At 40.9% G+C, this 18,759-nt stretch carries 17 protein-coding genes; 16 read left to right on the forward strand and 1 reads right to left on the reverse strand.

Annotation, left to right across the window (positions count from 1 at the left end):
- The first annotated feature begins 257 nt into the window (after positions 1–257).
- The 9 genes from NQ508_RS03775 to NQ508_RS03810 all read left to right on the forward strand — a co-directional run bounded on the left by NQ508_RS03775 (position 258) and on the right by NQ508_RS03810 (position 8,726).
- Entirely contained in the window at positions 258–1,103 is an 846-nt protein-coding gene (locus NQ508_RS03775) for a PRD domain-containing protein (protein ID WP_022416203.1), read from the forward strand.
- Between the two features lie 137 nt (positions 1,104–1,240).
- Positions 1,241–3,136, forward strand: a complete 1,896-nt coding sequence (locus tag NQ508_RS03780) for a beta-glucoside-specific PTS transporter subunit IIABC (RefSeq protein WP_044919419.1) — start codon at positions 1,241–1,243, stop codon at positions 3,134–3,136.
- A 17-nt stretch (positions 3,137–3,153) separates the two neighbouring features.
- Positions 3,154–4,608 (forward strand): glycoside hydrolase family 1 protein, encoded by a 1,455-nt coding sequence (locus NQ508_RS03785; RefSeq protein ID WP_044919496.1) that lies wholly within the window; start codon positions 3,154–3,156, stop codon positions 4,606–4,608.
- Between the two features lie 101 nt (positions 4,609–4,709).
- Positions 4,710–4,892, forward strand: a complete 183-nt coding sequence (locus NQ508_RS14370) for a hypothetical protein (RefSeq protein WP_167528840.1) — start codon at positions 4,710–4,712, stop codon at positions 4,890–4,892.
- Between the two features lie 60 nt (positions 4,893–4,952).
- Entirely contained in the window at positions 4,953–5,150 is a 198-nt protein-coding gene (locus tag NQ508_RS14375) for a hypothetical protein (protein WP_044919413.1), read from the forward strand.
- Between the two features lie 96 nt (positions 5,151–5,246).
- Positions 5,247–6,440 carry an L-aspartate oxidase gene (locus NQ508_RS03795; RefSeq protein ID WP_006426315.1) on the forward strand — a complete coding sequence of 398 codons (1,194 nt, stop codon included), beginning with the start codon at positions 5,247–5,249 and terminating at the stop codon, positions 6,438–6,440.
- Between the two features lie 106 nt (positions 6,441–6,546).
- Positions 6,547–7,398: a carboxylating nicotinate-nucleotide diphosphorylase gene (nadC, locus tag NQ508_RS03800; protein ID WP_044919410.1), complete on the forward strand. Its 852-nt coding sequence runs from the start codon at positions 6,547–6,549 to the stop codon at positions 7,396–7,398.
- Positions 7,399–7,480: 82 nt separating this feature from the next.
- Complete coding sequence (locus NQ508_RS03805; RefSeq protein WP_006426313.1) at positions 7,481–8,005, forward strand: transcription repressor NadR; 525 nt, start codon at positions 7,481–7,483, stop codon at positions 8,003–8,005.
- Between the two features lie 103 nt (positions 8,006–8,108).
- Entirely contained in the window at positions 8,109–8,726 is a 618-nt protein-coding gene (locus NQ508_RS03810) for a cytidylate kinase-like family protein (RefSeq protein ID WP_022416209.1), read from the forward strand.
- A gap of 85 nt (positions 8,727–8,811) precedes the next feature.
- On the opposite strand, the gene NQ508_RS03815 is transcribed toward NQ508_RS03810, so the two are convergent.
- Positions 8,812–11,391 (reverse strand): PEP/pyruvate-binding domain-containing protein, encoded by a 2,580-nt coding sequence (locus NQ508_RS03815; RefSeq protein ID WP_006426311.1) that lies wholly within the window; start codon positions 11,389–11,391, stop codon positions 8,812–8,814.
- 184 nt (positions 11,392–11,575) lie between these two features.
- On the opposite strand from NQ508_RS03815, the gene NQ508_RS03820 reads away from it, so the two are divergent.
- The 7 genes from NQ508_RS03820 to thrC all read left to right on the forward strand — a co-directional run bounded on the left by NQ508_RS03820 (position 11,576) and on the right by thrC (position 18,677).
- Positions 11,576–12,427, forward strand: coding sequence for a putative manganese transporter (locus tag NQ508_RS03820; protein WP_006426310.1), 852 nt, complete (start codon positions 11,576–11,578; stop codon positions 12,425–12,427).
- A 98-nt stretch (positions 12,428–12,525) separates the two neighbouring features.
- On the forward strand, positions 12,526–13,125 hold the full coding sequence (locus NQ508_RS03825; protein WP_006426309.1) for a DUF6465 family protein: 600 nt from the start codon (positions 12,526–12,528) through the stop codon (positions 13,123–13,125).
- Between the two features lie 121 nt (positions 13,126–13,246).
- On the forward strand, positions 13,247–14,200 hold the full coding sequence (locus NQ508_RS03830) for an ABC-2 transporter permease (RefSeq protein ID WP_155115952.1): 954 nt from the start codon (positions 13,247–13,249) through the stop codon (positions 14,198–14,200).
- Positions 14,201–14,469: 269 nt separating this feature from the next.
- On the forward strand, positions 14,470–15,303 hold the full coding sequence (locus NQ508_RS03835; protein ID WP_006426307.1) for a PHP domain-containing protein: 834 nt from the start codon (positions 14,470–14,472) through the stop codon (positions 15,301–15,303).
- A 99-nt stretch (positions 15,304–15,402) separates the two neighbouring features.
- Entirely contained in the window at positions 15,403–16,677 is a 1,275-nt protein-coding gene (gene leuC, locus NQ508_RS03840) for a 3-isopropylmalate dehydratase large subunit (protein ID WP_006426306.1), read from the forward strand.
- Positions 16,677–17,168 (forward strand): 3-isopropylmalate dehydratase small subunit, encoded by a 492-nt coding sequence (locus NQ508_RS03845; RefSeq protein WP_006426302.1) that lies wholly within the window; start codon positions 16,677–16,679, stop codon positions 17,166–17,168. The genes leuC and NQ508_RS03845 overlap by 1 nt, the downstream gene beginning before the upstream one ends.
- A 21-nt stretch (positions 17,169–17,189) precedes the next feature.
- Positions 17,190–18,677 carry a threonine synthase gene (gene thrC / locus NQ508_RS03850; protein WP_006426301.1) on the forward strand — a complete coding sequence of 496 codons (1,488 nt, stop codon included), beginning with the start codon at positions 17,190–17,192 and terminating at the stop codon, positions 18,675–18,677.
- Positions 18,678–18,759 lie beyond the last annotated feature (82 nt).

Below are 18,759 nucleotides of genomic sequence, written 5' to 3' on the forward strand. Positions count from 1 at the left end.
ATTGAGAAGAAAGGAATAAAATACTTGTGAAAATACACAAAAAGAAAATGGTAAATTTATTAGTTATGACGAAAAATAAAAAGAATATAGACAAAGACAGGTATTATTGGTAATATAATAACAAGTTTGTTATTACGTAATGGTAAGCAAGACTGTTTATAGTGCAAGAGATCAAGAGATCAAGAGATTTTGTATTATGGACAGTCTTTTTTTATCATATTGTATCAATGGTTGTTAAGATTGAATTAGAGGTGAGAATGGCTGTGAAAATAGTCAGAGTTCTGAATACGAATGCAGTTGTCAGTAGTGATCAGGAGGGAAGAGAACTGATCATAACAGGAGCAGGAATCGGGTTCAAGAAAAAGAAGGGTGAAAATCTGGATGAAGCACTGGCGGATAAAACTTATTATCTGGAGAGTGTCGATGACAGCAGGAGACTGCAGGAAGTAGTAAAAGAAATATCAGAAGAATATTTGGAGATTGTAAGCCGTATCGTAAAGACAGCGAGGGAGGAAGGATTGAAAGTCAGGGATTCCCTGTATGTGACACTTACAGATCATATCAATTCCGCAGTTGACAGATATCGTGAGAATATAGCATTAAAAAATATGATGAAACTTGAGATCCGTAAATTTTATCCAAAAGAATATGAAATCGGATTAAGGGCAGTACAATGGATACAGGAACAAAATGATGAGAATCTAGGGGAAGACGAAGCTGCATTTATAGCGATGCACATCGTTTCGGCCGAACTTGGCAGCGGAAGTAATGTAGATGTTAATAAGATTACGAAATTGATTAATGCAGTTCTTCAGATTGTCAGAATCCATTTTAAGATAGAATTTAACGAGAAATCGATATCGTATGAACGGTTTCTAACTCATTTGAAATTTTTTGCGACCAGAGTATTTGATAATACCATTTATCAAGACAGCATGCAGGAAATATACAAAGTATTGATAGAAGAGAATGAATATGCTTATTCAGGAGTCAGAAAAATTGTGGAATATATTGAAAAACAGTATTCCTACAAATTGACAATAGATGAAAGATTATATTTATTAATACACATTAAAAGAATATTAGATGAACAATCAGAATAGATTGCAGGTTTGTTATTATTCAGTTAAGCAAGACCTGACTTAAAAGAAAGCAGCGGTCCCGGGAATCGTATGCTCTTTTAAGTCGGGTCTTTGTTATATATATGAAAAAATAAAAAAGAAAATTGAGGTAAATGAAAATGGATTACGAAAGTATAGCAAAAAAAATCCTCCAAAGAGTCGGGGGAAAGGAAAATGTAATCAGCCTGGTACATTGTATGACGAGACTGCGTTTTACATTAAAAGATGAATCAATTGTAGACGATGAAGCAGTGAAAAATACCAAAGGCGTTATGGGAATCATGAAAAAAGCCGGTCAGTATCAGATTATCATCGGTAATGATGTGGCAAATGTCTATGCAGAGCTTAATAAGCTTGGGAATTTTTCAAACGAAGTACCGAAAAAAGCACCACAGAATAAGGAAAAACAGAATGTATTTTCTATGCTGATGGATACAATCTCCGGTATCATGGCACCGGTTATTCCGGCAATCATCGGAGCTGCAATGATCAAAGTACTTCTTACATTACTTCCAATGATCGGTGTTCTGAGTACAAAAGGTGATACTTATAATCTGTTAAGTGTTATGGGTGACGGCGCATTTTTCTTTATGCCGGTATTGATTGCGATATCTGCATCTAAAAAATTTGGAACGAATATGTATTATGCGGCAAGTATAGCGTTGATTATGTTGCATCCAAATTTTATTTCATTCATGAATAGTGCAAATGATGCAAAAGAAACTGTAAAATTTCTTAAATTTATTCCGGTAACATATGCATCTTATGCTTATTCTGTTATTCCGATTATTCTGGCAGTATGGTCGCTGAAATATGTCGAGCGTCTGGTAGATAAGATTACACCGGTAGTAACCAAGAACTTCTTAAAACCGATGTTGGTAGTGCTGATCGAAGCACCTATTGCATTGATTATTCTTGGACCTTTAGGTGCAATCTGTGGTAACGTATTATCAACAGTTGTTTATACAATTCATGATAAACTTGGATTTATTGCGATCGGTCTTGTGGCGGGTGTATATCCTTTCGTTGTTATGGCAGGTATGCATCATGCATTTACACCAATCAAACTGGGAATGATTGCTTCCACAGGATTTGAAAACTTTATCTGTATCGGAGAACTTTGCTCTAACATGGCACAGGGTGCTGCATCGCTTGCAGTAGCAGTAAAGAGTAAGAACAAAGATTTTAAACAGATTGCCGGATCTTCTGCATTTTCGGCATTATTTGCAGGAATTACAGAGCCAGCTCTGTATGGTGTAACATTACGTTTGAAACGTCCGATGTTAGGAGCATGTATCGGTGCTGCTGCAGGTGGATTATTTGGTGGATTTTTCCAGATGAAATGTTTTGGTATTGCGACACCTGCGATCGTAACAATCGTTCAGTATGTAGAAAAAGGGAAACCGCAGAGTCTGTTATTTGCAGCACTTACGATTCTCCTTACAATAGTGGTTGCATTCATTGCGACAATGATCATTGGATTTGAAGATGTAGTAGATGAAAATGATGATGAATTAGACATGCTGGAAACAGAAAGCAAAGAAGAAGTAAAAGTAATGGAGAATGCGATTGATATTGCAAGTCCGGCAGAAGGAAAAGCAATTTCACTGTCAGAAGTTGCAGATGCAACATTTGCACAGGAAATTCTTGGAAAAGGTGCGGCAATCGTTCCGGAAAAAGGAGTGATCTATGCACCATTTGATGGAAAAGTAGATGTGATGTTTGAAACGGGACATGCAGTAGGTCTTGTAGGAGAGAATGGGGTAGAACTTCTGGTACACATCGGAATCGATACTGTAAATCTGGAAGGAAAATATTTCTCACCGAAGAAAGCAGCAGGAGATGTTGTGAAAAAGGGTGATGTGTTGATCGAATTTGATATTGAAAAAATAAAAGAGGCTGGATATGATGTAACAACGCCGGTGATCGTTTCAAACACAGATCAGTATGCAATAGTTGAAAAAACAGCAACAGGAGAAGTAACAAAAGAAAGTAACCTTATCAAAGTTCAGTAAAGGAAAGGAATATGGATATGGAAGAAATGAAAGTGACAAGATTTCCAAAAGACTTTCTATGGGGAAGCGCTTCAGCGGCTTATCAGATTGAAGGTGGATGGAAAGAAGATGGAAAAGGTGTGACAAACTGGGATACATTTGTACGTATCCCAGGGAAAACATATAAAGCAACGACCGGTGATGTAGCGGTAGATCATTATCACCACTATAAAGAGGATATTGCATTAATGGCAGAGATGGGATTAAAAACATACCGGTTTTCTATCTCCTGGGCCCGTATTTATCCGGAAGGAAGAGGTACGGTCAATGAAAAAGGACTTGCATTTTATCAGGATATTATTGATGAATGCTTGAAATATGGAATTGAGCCGATGGTGACAATTTTCCACTGGGATCTTCCGCAGGCACTGGTGGATCTGTATGGTGGATGGGAAAGCCCGGAGATCATTCAGGATTATGTGACTTATGCAAAGACTCTCTTCGAAAACTTTGGCGATAAAGTGAAATACTGGATTACATTAAACGAACAGAATATATTTACTTCTCTTGGTTGGTTGACAGCACAGCATCCGCCTGGAAAATTTGATGACCAGAAGACTTTTTATCAGGTTAATCATTATGCTTTTATGGCACATGCCAGGGCAGTACTTGCTTATCGTGAAATGGGTGGAAAAGGAGAGATTGGTGCAAGCTTTGCGTATGTACCATCCTATGCGTTGGACTGCAAACCGGTAAATGCAATGGCAAAACGTGATTATGATGAATTGAAAAATTTCTGGTGGATGGATATATATGCATATGGGCGTTATCCAAAAGCTGCGATGGCTTATCTGAAGAAAAAAGGTTATGCTCCGGAAATTTTAGATGAAGATATGGAGATATTGAAAAAAGCTGCCGGAGAGATTACATTCATGGGTGTAAATTATTATCAGAGTTGTGTGTGTGAGTATAATCCAATGGATGGAGTTACGCCGTATGGTACGATGAATACAACAGGTGTAAAGGGATCTGCCCAAGAACTGGGAATGCAGGGAATATATAAGAATCCAGTAAATCCATATCTTATGACAACAGATTGGGATTGGACGATAGATCCGATGGGGCTTCGCTTTTGCTGCCGTGAAATTACAAGCCGTTATGGTCTGCCAATTGTGATTTCTGAAAATGGATTGGGAGCATTTGATAAAAAGACAGAAGATGATCAGATTCATGATGAATATAGAATCCATTATCTGGAAGAACATTTGAAAGAACTGGGAAAAGCAATTGAAGAAGGCTGTGAAGTTCTGGCATACTGTACATGGTCATTCACAGATCTTTTAAGCTGGTTAAATGGTTATCAGAAACGTTATGGTTTCGTATATGTAGACCGTGAAGAGGAAGAAGGCGGTACATTAAACCGCTATAAAAAAGATAGCTTTTACTGGTATCAGGGTGTTATCAAATCTGATGGGGAGAATTTGTATAAATAGGTATAAATGAAAAAGATTATTGTGATACAGAAATGAAATTCCGGCACAATAATCTTTTTTGTTTACAAATTCAGGAATATACGACCATGCATGCGCTGGTCATGGAATACATCGAAGGACCTGCAATTGATGACAAAGAAAAAATTCTTGCAGACGGCTATGATATGGTAGAAATTGACGTTATGGAAGTGAAGATGGATTTGATGGAAGTCATGAAGGGGAATAAAACCAGCATGCCGCAGGGGCTTACGATGCTGGAAAGACATGTGGTAATAGGACTCTAGGTGATAGCTGCTTCTGATCAGCTCAAGCATTATCTGCACGACCGATATGAAGGCAGAGATATGGGAATATCGGCGGTTGGTACGTTTGGGTATTGGTTTGCATTTACGATTGTGTTGTATCTGCTGATTAAGCATATCTTTTATTCTAACCTTCTGGTTACATACAAAGGTTCGATCGATGACAGCCGTCATGATGCATTAAATAGAAAATCATGTGTAAAGAATAAATACAACAATTGTCTTGTCACATGTAAATAACAGTGGTATAATGTGAAAAGTTTAAGCGGTCAGAAGAATATATGTGGAGGGACTGTCCGTAAACGGAAAGCAGTATAGAAAAGAGGATGTTGTATTATGAAACTGAATGCAGATACAGTAATCGTAGGAAGTGGAGTCGCAGGACTTTTCAGCGCGTTGAATTTACCAAGAGAACAGGATATTATATTAATTACCAAGTCAGATCTGGAAAGCAGTGATTCGTTCCTTGCACAGGGGGGAATCTGTGTATTAAGAGACGAAAGCGACTACGACAGTTATTTTGAAGACACGATGAAAGCCGGTCATTATGAGAACCGGAAAGAATCTGTAGATATCATGATCCGTAATTCCAGAGATATCATCAATGATCTGGTAAAGTATGGCGTAGAGTTTGAAAAGAAGGACGGCGAATTTGCCTATACAAGAGAGGGAGCGCACTCCAGACCGAGAATCCTGTTTCATGAAGATGTGACAGGAAAAGAAATCACCAGCAAGCTGCTGGCACAGGTAAAGAAGCTTGAAAATGTGAAAATGTATGAATATACAGAGATGACAGATGTGATCATCGAAGATGATAAATGTGTAGGAATCAAGGCAAAGAATGAAAAGGGAACGTATGAAATTTATGCAGAAAATACGATCCTTGCAAGTGGCGGTATCGGCGGAACCTATCAGCATTCCACGAATTTTCCACATCTGACAGGGGATGCGATTGAGATTGCAAAGAAGCATGGAATCCGTCTGGAACATCTGGACTATGTACAGATCCATCCGACAACTTTATATTCCAAGAAACCGGGAAGACGTTTCCTGATCTCAGAATCGGTACGTGGTGAAGGAGCGGTCCTTTATAATAAGAACAAAGAACGTTTTGTAGACGAACTGCTTCCAAGAGATGTTGTGACAAAAGCAATCAGAGAAGAGATGGAAAAAGAAGGAACTGATCATGTATGGCTTTCTATGGAACATATACCAAAAGAAACGATTTTAAAGCATTTCCCAAATATCTATGAACATTGTCTGGAAGAAGGATATGACGTAACGAAAGAATGCATCCCGGTTGTACCGGCACAGCATTATTTTATGGGTGGAATCTGGGTAGATTCAGACAGCAGAACTTCTATGGAACACCTGTATGCAGTCGGGGAGACAAGCTGTAATGGTGTACATGGTGCTAACCGTCTGGCAAGTAATTCCCTGTTGGAGAGTCTGGTGTTTGCAAAACGTGCAGCCGCTAAGATCAAAAAAGAAGAAGCAAAAGAAAATTTGTCTGAACGCAAAGTAGTATAAATGATATAATAAGTGCAGTGTGTGGATCGCCATGCGTTCGAAAAGAGCTGCCAGTGGCAGGTTCTGTAGATGCGCGGATAGAAAAAGAACGATAAAGGAGCAGAACATGAATAACATAACAATGACCTTACAGGTAGACCACCTGATCATGGAAGCATTAAGAGAAGATATTTCAAGTGAGGACGTAACGACCAATGCGGTTATGCATGAAGCCGTAACCGGAGAAGTAGATCTGATCTGCAAACAGGACGGAGTGATCGCAGGACTTCAGATATTCCAGAGAGTTTTCGAATTATTAGATAAAGATACGAAAGTAGAATTCTTCTGCAAAGACGGTGACGAAGTGAAGAACGGACAGTTAATGGGAAAAGTAACCGGAGACATCCGTGTCCTTCTTTCGGGAGAACGTGTGGCACTTAATTATTTGCAGAGAATGAGTGGAATCGCAAGTTATACACATTCGGTGGCTTCCCTTCTGGAAGGAAGCAGGACGAAACTTCTGGATACCAGGAAGACAACTCCGAATATGAGAATTTTCGAAAAATATGCAGTCAGAGTGGGCGGAGGATACAATCACCGCTACAATCTCTCTGATGGGGTTCTTTTAAAGGACAATCATATCGGAGCAGCAGGAAGTGTGGCAAAAGCTGTTCAGATGGCAAAAGAATATGCACCATTTGTACGTAAGATAGAAGTAGAAGTTGAAAATCTGGATATGGTGAAAGAAGCAGTAGAAGCAGGGGCAGACATTATCATGCTCGATAATATGTCCACGGAAGAGATGCAGGAAGCAATCCGCATCATTGACGGACGTGCCGAGACCGAGTGTTCCGGTAATGTAACGAAAGAGAATATCAGCAGACTGACTTCTCTCGGCGTAGATTATATTTCCAGCGGAGCACTGACACATTCCGCACCGATTTTAGATATTTCCTTAAAGCACCTTCATGCGGTATAATAGATGTGATTACCGTGTGTGGAGAAAAATACATGGATAAATAGATCATTTGGAAAAATAACATGGGAGGTGGCAACAGGAAATGCATGGATCTGAAAGAAGAGAACAGATAATCAGACAGATTCAGGAAAGCAAAGCTCCGGTATCCGGAACAAAGCTTGCTTCCCTTTATAGTGTCAGCCGTCAGGTGATCGTGCAGGATATTGCACTGATCCGGGCAGCAGGATATGAGATCATATCTACAAACCGCGGCTATATATTGAATCAGCCGAAGACAGTGTGCCGTATATTTAAAGTACAGCACACAGATGAACAGCTGGAAGAAGAGCTGAATACGATCGTTGACCTGGGAGGATGTGTAGACAATGTCATGATCCATCACAGAGTCTATGGAAAGATGGAGGCGGAACTGGCCTTAAGTTCCCGGAGAAAGGTCGGCGCATTTATGGAAGATATCCGAAGTGGCAAGTCCAGTCCGCTTAAGAACATCACATCCAACTATCATTATCATAAGGTCAGTGCCGACAGCGAAGAGACGCTGGATCTGATTGAGCAGGAGCTGAGGGAAAAAGGATTTCTGGTAGAGGAAAGGCGACAGGCAGTATAAAAATTGACAGAATAATTGAATGAAATATATGGTATTTTCTGACGGAAACAGGTATAATAGGGACAAAGAAATCGTGATACTTTCATCCGAAGGAGGGATACCTATGACGACACATAAGATCATAACAATAGGCAGACAGTTTGGAAGCGGCGGCCATGAGATCGGCAACCTTCTTGCAACAAGACTGGATATTCCGTTATATGATAACAATCTTGTCAGAATGGCAGCAGAGAAGATGGATATCAGAGAAGAGACGGCAAAGGCAATTGATGAGACTTCTCTTAACAGTTTTGTATCCAGTTATCTGATCACACCGATGGGATATTCTTCCTATATTAATTCGGAAGAATATGTACAGCCGTTATCTGAACAGATGTATGAATTACAGACGGAAATTATCAAAAAGCTTGCAGAACGCGGACCATGTGTAATCGTTGGAAGATGTGCGGACTATATCTTGAAGGATAATCCGAACTGTATCAATGTATTTATCTGTGCTGACAGGGCTGACCGTATCAAACGTATTGCAGAAAGATACGATGTGTCTGAGAAGAAGGCTCTCGACCGCATTAAACGAATGGACAGAGAACGGAAATACTATTACGAAACCCATACGGGGCAGGAATGGGGAAGCATCAGTTCTCATGAGATATTGTTGAATGCAAGCCTTCTTGGAATTGAAGGGACCGTAGATATACTGGAGGGAATCTATAAAAGATAACTGACAATGAATATAATCTAATAATGTATAAAACAGAAATGAGCAGTGTACGCTGCTCATTTCTTGTGTGTTGTGATGTATTTGATTATGATTCGAATCCCAGTACGGTTTCACTGTTCTGAATATCTGAGTATAACTTCAAATGCATGCCTTCCGTATGGCATACTTTTACAATGTCTTCATACTCTTTACAATCCGGCAGTATTTCCGTGAGAATGTTAGGCATATCGTGAAAAACAGTACGATTAAAAATCCGTGTCTTTGGAGTGTCAAATAACGCGGTGTAAAAAATCTCTGCCTCTACCAGATCCTGGAACATATGGCTTCCGTAAGAAAGCTCCGGCATGTATCCAACTTCACTGTCCGACATTTCGCAGATTGCACAGAAGTGATTGATCGCGGCAAAGCTTACAGGAACCCCAAGTTCCGGTGAGGAGGTTCCGATACGTCCAGGTACGAACAAAAGTAGGTTCTGATTGCTTTTGCGGAAATGATGATTGATATCTCCGATAATATGAGCGATATCTGGTTTTCGTTTATACGGGAATTCATAATAAGCTCTGGAGTCGACGAAGACTACATAGTCAATATCTTCTGCCCGGGACCCGCCCATGGAAGAACCGGTAACGGAGAATACTGTTTTATCTTCCGGGAGCGAAGGAACGGTTACGGCATCTCTTCTTGTGCCGACCTGAAGCGGTCTGCACTGTAACAGGTTAAATACAAATTCACCGGTATCAGTTCCATTGATGGTGAATTCGATGTCGACAGGATATTGGTAAGCCTGCTGCAATGTATGAAGAAGAGATTTCATACAGCCGGTAAATTCTGTATTCCGGACAAGTCCTTCGCAGTTGGCAAAGAGAATCTCACGCCGCTGTCCGCGCTCACGGAACGTCCGCTCGGCATCGCTGTCGTGTTCCAGTACCAGTTTTTTATACCAAGAATCCATATATGGTGTGACGTCTTTGAGTGGTCTGGATGACAGAGATTTTGTTGTATAATCCATAAGATCTACGTAACGCTGTGAATACTGATGTTTTGCCCAGCTTTCGGTAAGGGTGGAACGTTCCGGGGCAGAGAGATTCACAATACGTGGATAATCTCCTTCTGTACGGTCAACAGCTCTTGTGCCAAGTCCCATTACCAGGCGCAGCATACCGTCGGAAGCATCGATAGAATCATCCCATTTATAAGCGCTGTAAGAGTAGCCGACACCTGCAGCATTTGGCATGAGAAAATCTTCGTACATAGATCCGGATACACGCTGGATCAGAAGCGCCATCTGTTCATCTTTGAATCCAAGTCCGCGCTGCCTGCGGTATTCCAGAGCGGAAGTATTCATAGTGCTGGCATATACGGTGCGGACCGCATTTTCCAGTTCCGTAAGCCGCTCGTCCATGGTACCGGTGTTGATGCAGAAGACGGATTCGTATTTTCCGGCAAATGCATTACCGAAAGCATCTTCCTGAAGACTGCTGGAACGGACGATGATCGGACGCTGTCCAAAGTATTCCAGCATACGGATGAATTGAAGCCGTATGGCTTCCGGGAAAGAACCGGAAAGAAAGGCCTGTTCCAGCTGCGGAGCCAGTTTGAAGTATCCCTGTTTTGTCTTCTGATGGATATGAAGACGCCAGAATTTGTTATGTACAATATAAGTATAGAATACATCGGAACCAAGATAATAGGAATCGTGCGGTTCCATATGGGAAAATGCTTCGGGGTTATCTTTTTGAATGATCTTTCTTGCGAGAAGCATACCGCATGCCTTGCCGCCGATACAGCCGGTGCCGATCATGCGTTTATATACAAGAAAATAATCATCCGGTTCAAAATAGGTCTTTAAAAGCGAAAGGATTTTCTCATCGTTTGACATCATAGTATGGGAAATGATATCTTCGACCGCCGGGGTAAAGATACCTTCTCTGCGGTAAGTGCGCCGGGTATCCGTGATGAAGCGTTCCCAGCTGTCCAGGTTCTGGTTCTCAGAAGTGTTGGTAAGTGCATCCACCAATGTATAAAAACGACTAATCTCATATCCTCCTTTCAATGGAAGAAATGAACCATTTTCTTCCATATATTTATGCGGAAGAAACATATTCGGAGAATAGCGGTTCCAGACTTTTAAAGGATTGATATAGAGGCTTTCACTATCGGTGTATACATCCAGAAGTAGCTGTGTAGTTTCCTGAATACGGGCAACGGCGTCGAAAGAATGCTGCCCGCGCAGAAGTGGAAAATATGCAACTGTATTTAACTCAAACAGATAAGGGCAGGTAACTTTAAAGAAATTCCCCATCATAAGATCGGTAGCCCATGCAGCCTGCAGGTCGGAAAGGCAGTCAAATACATAGAAGGCGTCACGTCCTTCTGCTTTGATCCGGCGCCGGACATTCATTGTAAAAGCTTCGAATCCTTCCGAAGGATCGAATTCATAGACACGAATTCCGTTACCGGTCTGAAGAAGAGCAGGGTGTCCGGAAAAATGCATGTATAAAAGTTCCTTTCCTTCTTCATGAAGCTGGTTACAGAGTGGAGTTACAAAGTGCATATAGTCATCCATGCTGGATACCTGCCAGACGACATTATCGCCCATACGGATGGAATCAAGCATAGAGTCAAGACCCGGAAGACCGGACCGGATTCGTTCAAAAGTACTCATATGATCACGTCCCTTCTGTGAAAATAGTCTATATATAATGTATTATACAGAAAAAAGACTGAAAATTACAGAATAACTGAGAAAAAATATGTAATGCCGAATGGCATGTTTTGCTTGAAAAATACGGACATACAAACTAGAATAAAAATGTTATGAAAAAATAGATAAAGGAGAGATAGAAATTATGGAAATGCTGATTGATGTATTTACTGATGCGGCGATTGACTGTATTAAGATGCTCCCGTTTCTGTTTCTGGCCTTTCTGCTGATAGAGGCACTGGAACACTATTCCAGTGATTTTACAAAAAAGCTTATGATAAAAGTAGATAAGGCCGGACCGGTAGTAGGAGCAGTAGTAGGATGTGTTCCACAGTGTGGATTTTCAGTTATGGCAGCCAATCTATATTCTGGAGGGATTATTACGATCGGAACATTGATTGCTGTATTTCTGGCAACATCGGACGAAGCAATTCTTATTATTATGGGAAATCCGGAGCATGCCGGCAAGATTGGTATATTGCTTCTGGCGAAAGTGATCATTGCGATCGTTGCAGGATATCTGGTGGATATTTTCTTTAAAAAGGAAATTGCAGTTCCACATCATGAAGGAGAACTCTGTCATGACTGTGGATGTCACAATCATTCATCCGGAATTGTAAAGCCGGCACTTCGTCATACCGGAAAGATATTCTTATATTTATTTGTATTTACATTTATTTTAAATCTGTGTATTGAAGTACTGGGAATTGACAGGATTTCTGCTATGATGCTGGGGGATACAGTATTCCAGCCGGTGATCGCAGCGTTGATCGGATTGCTCCCTAACTGTGCGGCATCTGTGATTCTGACACAGCTATATTTAAGTGGAGCAATTTCATTTGCATCGGTTATTGCGGGATTGTGTACAGGGGCCGGAATTGGTCTGGTCGTTTTGTTTAAGGTAAATCCGGATAAGAAAGAAAACGTAAAGATTATTGCAGTATTATATGGAATTGCTGTGGCAGCAGGGCTGATTTTAGAGATGTTTGGTGTGTAATGTGCATGCAATATGGCGTGGAATTGCATTTTTGGAAGAATGTGTTATAATATTGACAACTAGGTAATAGGGCTTAGAGAGATTTAGGAGGAAATAAAATGGCTACAAAAAAAGTAACAACAGCAACCACAAAAGATGTAACTGCTAAAGTAACTGCACCAGAAACTAAGACATCAGAAAAAGCAGAGACAGTAAAAAAAGCAGAGACAGTGAAGGTAGTGGCAGCAGCAGAGCCGAAGAAGATAGAGAAGGAGACTGAGAAGAAAGTCGCAGCTCCAAAGGCAGAGCCAGTAAACTCAATTGTAAAAGAAGAAAAAGCTAAGCCGGAAGAAAAAAAGGCTGAGAAGAAAGCAGAAGAGAAGAAAACCGAGCCTAAGGCAGCAGAAAAGAAAACAGCAGAGAAAAAAGTAACTGCCAAAAAAGCACCTGCTAAAAAGACGACAGCTAAGAAGACAACGACAAAGAAAACAACAGCTAAGAAATCTACAGCAAAGAAAGAGATTAAAGTAAGTGCTTTTGTTGAATACTATGGAAAACAGGTGGAAGAAAAAGAAATCATTGCAAGAGTAAAAAAAGCATGGACATCTTCTGGAAACAAAATCGGAGATATCAAGACAATGGATTTATACATAAAGCCAGAAGAGTCAGCCGTTTATTATGTAATTAACGGAACATCAACGGGAGCAGTAGCATTCTAAAGGCAGATATGGAACCAGAGGCTGTGAATCTTCGGAAACACGGCCTTTTATACTTTTGAGAATACAAAACCGGCAGCGGTGATTATGTATAATGAGGGGTATAAGAGAAAGGAGTATGGATATGGAGAACGTAACATCAGTTTTGAAATCGGCAGACGGACCCACGAGTATCTTTGTTGCAGGAAAGACGCCGGAAATTATGGGGGCTTTGATCGCAACAGTTGTGGTAGGAGTAATCATAGCTTTGTTTGGACTGAAAATTGTAAGGGTGTTATCGGCACTTGTAGGACTGGCTGTGGGAGCAGTTATTGGAGCAACGGTAGGAGTGATTGCCGGCTTTGATATGACAAAAATGCTTGTGGCGGTTGCAGTGTGTGCGGTAATATTATGCGTTATGTGTGCGGCACTTCGCAAATTTGGAATCTTTATTATGACATTTTTCGGATCCTTCGGCACATTTGTTACGCTGCTTGAAACAAAGTCAGTGATAGTACTTGCTATTTGTGCGGTTATCGCTCTGATCGTTGCGATACTTACGGTAATTTTTGCTGAGTTTTTTGTTATATTTGTGACTGGCATCATGGGCGGTGTAGAGGCTGGAATGGCATTACCGTTTGTGTGTGGAATGACGAAGATTGGCTGGATCGGATATGTGATGAGTGCAGCAATCGCAGTGATCGGAATTGTAGTTCAGACGATGATGCAGTCCAGAAAGATTGGAAAGAAAGAAAAGATATTCTCAAAGAAGATCAAAGAACAGGTATCTATGGAGTCTGAGGTTGAAAAAGCAAGAATGCTTTTAGATGATGGAGAGCCGGAAGAAAGTATGGAAGCAGCCGGGGATAAAGAAAAAACGGATAATGCTGAAGATACAGATAAGGAAGAGACTGTGACAGAAATATTTGATCTGGATGATACGAAGCCAGATGAAGATAATCTGGACGACGATGAAGATGTTGTGACAGTTGAAAAAACGGATGAGCCGGAAGACGGATTTCTAGATGAAGATGATGTGGAGATTTTTGAAACAGATGATTCAGATGTTGTAGTTTTTCATCCTGACGATATTGATTAATGAAGAAAATCCGACACAGACGGTAATTTCTATATACGAATGTGATAAGAAAAACACCTGGTGCAGAAAATTAAAAACTGCATCAGGTATTTTTTATACCGAAATATGCAATAGAAACTGTTACCTACAGGCAGGATGTATTATTTTGACAGATCAGATTAAGAAAGATCAGATTAAGAAAGATATAAGAAAGCCGGGAAGCAGTTTCGTTGTAATTTAAGAGGGATGTGATATAATACTATTAAGAATAAAGTTAAGGAGGCTTACTTATGAAGATAGATATGCATTGCCATGTGCGGGAAGGCTCAGTGGACAGCCGGGTAAGCTTGGATGAATACATCACAACCTTGAAAGAAAAAGGATTTGACGGAATGCTGATCACGGATCATGACACTTATCATGGCTATCGTCACTGGAAATATCACATGAAAGGAAAGGTACATGAAGACTTCGTAGTTCTGAAGGGAATCGAATATGATACACTGGATGCAGGTCATATTATCTGTATCATGCCGGAAGGTGTTAAGATGCGTCTCCTGGAAGTGAAGGGACTTCCGGTGTCTGTGCTGATCGACTTTGTGCACAGACATGGTGGAATCTTAGGACCTGCACATCCATGCGGAGAAAAGTACCTGAGCTTTACGAATACCAGCAGATTCTATAAGTCACCGGAACTGATCAAGCGATTTGACTTTATAGAGGCTTTTAATGCATGTGAATCTGCAGAATCGAACGAAGGTGCAAGAAAGCTTGCGGAAAAATATAAAAAGCCGGGAATAGGGGGAAGCGATGCACACAGACCGGACTGCATCGGGACAGGCTATACGATTCTTCCGGAAAGAGTTACCTGTGAGACAGAGCTGATCGCATTGATACGGAGTAAAGCTGCGATTGAAGCAGGCGGAGTGCTCTATGGAAAGACGGCAAAAGACAAGATGGGACCGGCCCATAAAATTCTGACATATTCTTTCTGGTTCTATAACAAAGGTGGTGCGCTCCTTAAGAAACACAAAAGAACTCTGAAGGGGAAAATTGAAAATCCGGCTACTCCGATCGATCCGATTGAGATCCCATACCTGCATAATATCAAGAAACAGAAGTGAAAAATTATGCACTAAAATTTATAATTTCTTGCATGCCCTTTTTTACTGTGCTAAAATACAGTATAAAACTATGAGAAATCAAGGAGGTACAGGTTCGTTATGGGAATGACGATGACACAGAAGATACTGGCAGCTCATGCAGGTCTTGACAGCGTGACAGCCGGTCAGTTAATAGAAGCAAAGTTAGATGTAGTTATGGCAAATGACATCACAGGTCCTATGGCTCTGCCAATCTTCAGACAGATGGCAGACAAAGTATTTGACAAAGACAAGGTGGTACTGGTACCAGATCACTTTACACCGAATAAAGATATCAAATCAGCAGAGAACTCAAAATCGATCCGTGAATTTGCAAAGAATCAGGGACTTAGCTGGTATTTTGAACAGGGAAAATCAGGAGTAGAACATGCAATCCTTCCGGAGGCCGGAGTTGTTGCAGCAGGGGAATGTATCATTGGCGCAGATTCCCATACCTGTACATATGGTGCGCTGGGTGCATTCTCAACAGGTGTCGGAACAACCGATATTGCAACAGGTATGGCAATGGGAGAACTGTGGTTCAAAGTTCCAAGTGCGATCAAGTTCGTACTGACAGGAAAGCCTGGCAAATATGTAAGTGGTAAAGATATCATCATCCATATCATCGGTAAGATCGGTGTGGACGGAGCTCTTTACAAATCCATGGAATTTACCGGAGACGGAATCAAGAATCTTTCTATGGCAGACAGATTCACAATGGCAAACATGGCAATCGAAGCCGGAGCCAAGAACGGAATATTCCCGGTAGATGAAAAGACAGAAGAATACTTAAAAGAACATACAAAGAAAGAATATAAAGTGTACGAAGCAGATGGGGACGCAGAATATGAAAGTGTTGTAGAGATCGATCTTTCCGAAGTCCGTCCAACAGTAGCATTCCCGCATCTTCCGGGCAATGCGAAGACGATTGACGAGATCGAAGCAATGGAACCAATCAAGATCGATCAGGTCGTGATCGGATCCTGTACAAACGGAAGAATGGAAGATATGAGAAAAGCAGCTGCCATTCTTCAGGGACATACTGTTCATCCGGATGTACGTGTTATGGTCGTTCCGGCAACACAGAAGATCTACAAACAGTGTATCAGAGAAGGCCTTCTGGAAATCTTCGTAGACGCAGGATGTGCAGTCAACACACCAAGCTGTGGACCTTGTATGGGTGGACATATGGGTGTTATGGCAGCAGGAGAAAAATGTGTATCTACAACAAACCGTAATTTCGTAGGAAGAATGGGGCATGTAGATTCCCTGATTTATCTGGCATCACCGGAAGTAGCAGCAGCAAGTGCAATCGCAGGATATATCGCTAACCCAGAGAAAGTAGGTGACAAATAATGAAAGCTTTAGGACATGTTTTTAAATACGGAGATAACGTAGATACAGACGTAATCATTCCTGCAAGATATCTGAATTCATTCGATGCACAGGAACTTGCAAGCCATGCAATGGCAGATATCGACCCTGAATTTGTAAATAAAGTACAGCCTGGAGATATTATTGTTGCCAACAAGAACTTTGGATGCGGTTCTTCAAGAGAACATGCACCATTATGTCTTAAGACAGCAGGTGTCAGCTGCGTTATCGCAGAGACGTTTGCAAGAATCTTCTATCGTAATGCGATCAATATCGGACTTCCGATCATTGAGTGCCCGGAAGCGGCAAAAGCAATCGAAGCAGGTGATGAAGTAGAGATCGACTTTGACAGCGGTAAGATTTGCGACAGAACAAAAGGTACGGAATTCCAGGGACAGCCTTTCCCTGAATTCATGCAGAAACTGATCGCTGCAGGTGGACTTGTAAAATATACAAACAGCAAGAGAAAGTAATCATATAAGGAGAGCATTGGCATGGGTTTATATTACAAAAGTACAAGAAATTCGAATCTGAAAGTAACAGCATCTGAAGCAATTCTGCAGGGACTTGCCCCGGACGGTGGACTTTTTGTACCATCAGAACTTCCGAAACTGGATGTATCAATGTCGGATCTGAAAGGAAAGACATATCAGGAGATCGCATATCTTGTAATGAAACAGTTCCTGACAGATTTTACGGAAGAAGAACTGAAAAGCTGTATCGATAAAGCTTATGACAGCAAATTTGACACAGAAGAGATCGCACCGCTTGTAAAAGTAGATGATACTTATTATATGGAATTATTCCATGGTGCAACGATCGCGTTCAAAGATATGGCGTTATCTATTCTGCCACATCTGATGACGACTTCAGCAAAGAAGAATGATGTAAAGAATGAAATCGTAATCCTGACTGCCACATCCGGAGATACAGGAAAAGCTGCACTTGCCGGATTTGCAGATGTGGAAGGAACAAGGATCATCGTATTCTATCCTAAGAACGGAGTCAGCAAAGTGCAGGAACTTCAGATGGTGACACAGAGAGGCGAAAATGTAAATGTAGTAGCGATCCATGGCAATTTCGATAATGCCCAGAGTGGTGTAAAAGCCATGTTCGAGGATAAAGAACTTGCAGAAGAACTTGCGAAGAAAGGCTATCAGTTCTCATCAGCCAACTCGATCAATATCGGACGTCTGGTTCCACAGGTGGTATATTATGTCAATGCATATGCCAAACTTCTGGAAAATGAAGAGATTGAAGACGGTGAGAAGATCAATGTAGTAGTTCCGACCGGTAACTTTGGTAATATTCTGGCTGCATACTATGCAAAACAGATGGGAGTCCCAATCGATAAACTGGTATGTGCATCGAATGACAATAAAGTGTTATTTGACTTCTTCCAGACAGGTGATTATGACAGAAACCGTGAGTTTATCCTCACAACATCACCATCTATGGATATCCTGATTTCAAGCAACCTGGAACGTCTGCTTTATCGGATCAGCGGAGATGATGACCAGAAGACAAAAGATATGATGGAAGCATTAAAATCCACAGGAAAATATACAATTACAGAAGATATGAAGGCATGTCTTGATGATTTCGCAGCTGGATATGCGACAGAAGAAGAGTGTGCGCAGAATATCAAGAAAGTATATGATAAGACAGGGTATGTGATGGATACACATACAAGTGTAGCATCTTATGTGTGTGAATGTTATCAGAAGAACAGTGGAGACAATAAGAAATGCGTGATTGCATCAACAGCAAGTCCATATAAATTCGTGAAGAGTGTCATGAGTGCAATTGATCCGAAGTATGCAGATCAGGATGAGTTCAGTCTTCTGAAGGTTCTGGAAGAAACATCAGGACGTGAGATGCCGCAGGCGATCAAAGATATCCTGAATGCAAATATTCTGCATGATCTGGAATGTGATGCTGATAAGATGAAAGATACAGTGAAGAATATTCTGGAAGTATAGAACGTTTACAAAATGATAAATATATTTTCTGTATTGATAAAAATACATAAAATGCAAGATTTCGTGTGAAATCTTGCATTTT

This window comes from Dorea longicatena (assembly GCF_025150085.1).
GTDB classification, from domain to species: Bacteria; Bacillota; Clostridia; order Lachnospirales; family Lachnospiraceae; genus Dorea_A; species Dorea_A longicatena.

Coding starts and splice junctions, on each gene's coding strand:
- nadC (WP_044919410.1), top strand. CDS start 6,547: ATGAATAACATAACAATGACCTTACAGGTAGACCACCTGATCATGGAA.
- NQ508_RS03780 (WP_044919419.1), top strand. CDS start 1,241: ATGGATTACGAAAGTATAGCAAAAAAAATCCTCCAAAGAGTCGGGGGA.
- NQ508_RS03815 (WP_006426311.1), bottom strand. CDS start 11,391: ATGAGTACTTTTGAACGAATCCGGTCCGGTCTTCCGGGTCTTGACTCT.
- NQ508_RS03810 (WP_022416209.1), top strand. CDS start 8,109: ATGACGACACATAAGATCATAACAATAGGCAGACAGTTTGGAAGCGGC.
- NQ508_RS03775 (WP_022416203.1), top strand. CDS start 258: ATGGCTGTGAAAATAGTCAGAGTTCTGAATACGAATGCAGTTGTCAGT.
- NQ508_RS03820 (WP_006426310.1), top strand. CDS start 11,576: ATGGAAATGCTGATTGATGTATTTACTGATGCGGCGATTGACTGTATT.
- NQ508_RS03825 (WP_006426309.1), top strand. CDS start 12,526: ATGGCTACAAAAAAAGTAACAACAGCAACCACAAAAGATGTAACTGCT.
- NQ508_RS03785 (WP_044919496.1), top strand. CDS start 3,154: ATGGAAGAAATGAAAGTGACAAGATTTCCAAAAGACTTTCTATGGGGA.
- NQ508_RS03845 (WP_006426302.1), top strand. CDS start 16,677: ATGAAAGCTTTAGGACATGTTTTTAAATACGGAGATAACGTAGATACA.
- NQ508_RS03830 (WP_155115952.1), top strand. CDS start 13,247: ATGGAGAACGTAACATCAGTTTTGAAATCGGCAGACGGACCCACGAGT.
- NQ508_RS03795 (WP_006426315.1), top strand. CDS start 5,247: ATGAAACTGAATGCAGATACAGTAATCGTAGGAAGTGGAGTCGCAGGA.
- thrC (WP_006426301.1), top strand. CDS start 17,190: ATGGGTTTATATTACAAAAGTACAAGAAATTCGAATCTGAAAGTAACA.
- NQ508_RS14375 (WP_044919413.1), top strand. CDS start 4,953: ATGGGAATATCGGCGGTTGGTACGTTTGGGTATTGGTTTGCATTTACG.
- NQ508_RS14370 (WP_167528840.1), top strand. CDS start 4,710: ATGGAATACATCGAAGGACCTGCAATTGATGACAAAGAAAAAATTCTT.
- NQ508_RS03805 (WP_006426313.1), top strand. CDS start 7,481: ATGCATGGATCTGAAAGAAGAGAACAGATAATCAGACAGATTCAGGAA.
- NQ508_RS03835 (WP_006426307.1), top strand. CDS start 14,470: ATGAAGATAGATATGCATTGCCATGTGCGGGAAGGCTCAGTGGACAGC.
- leuC (WP_006426306.1), top strand. CDS start 15,403: ATGGGAATGACGATGACACAGAAGATACTGGCAGCTCATGCAGGTCTT.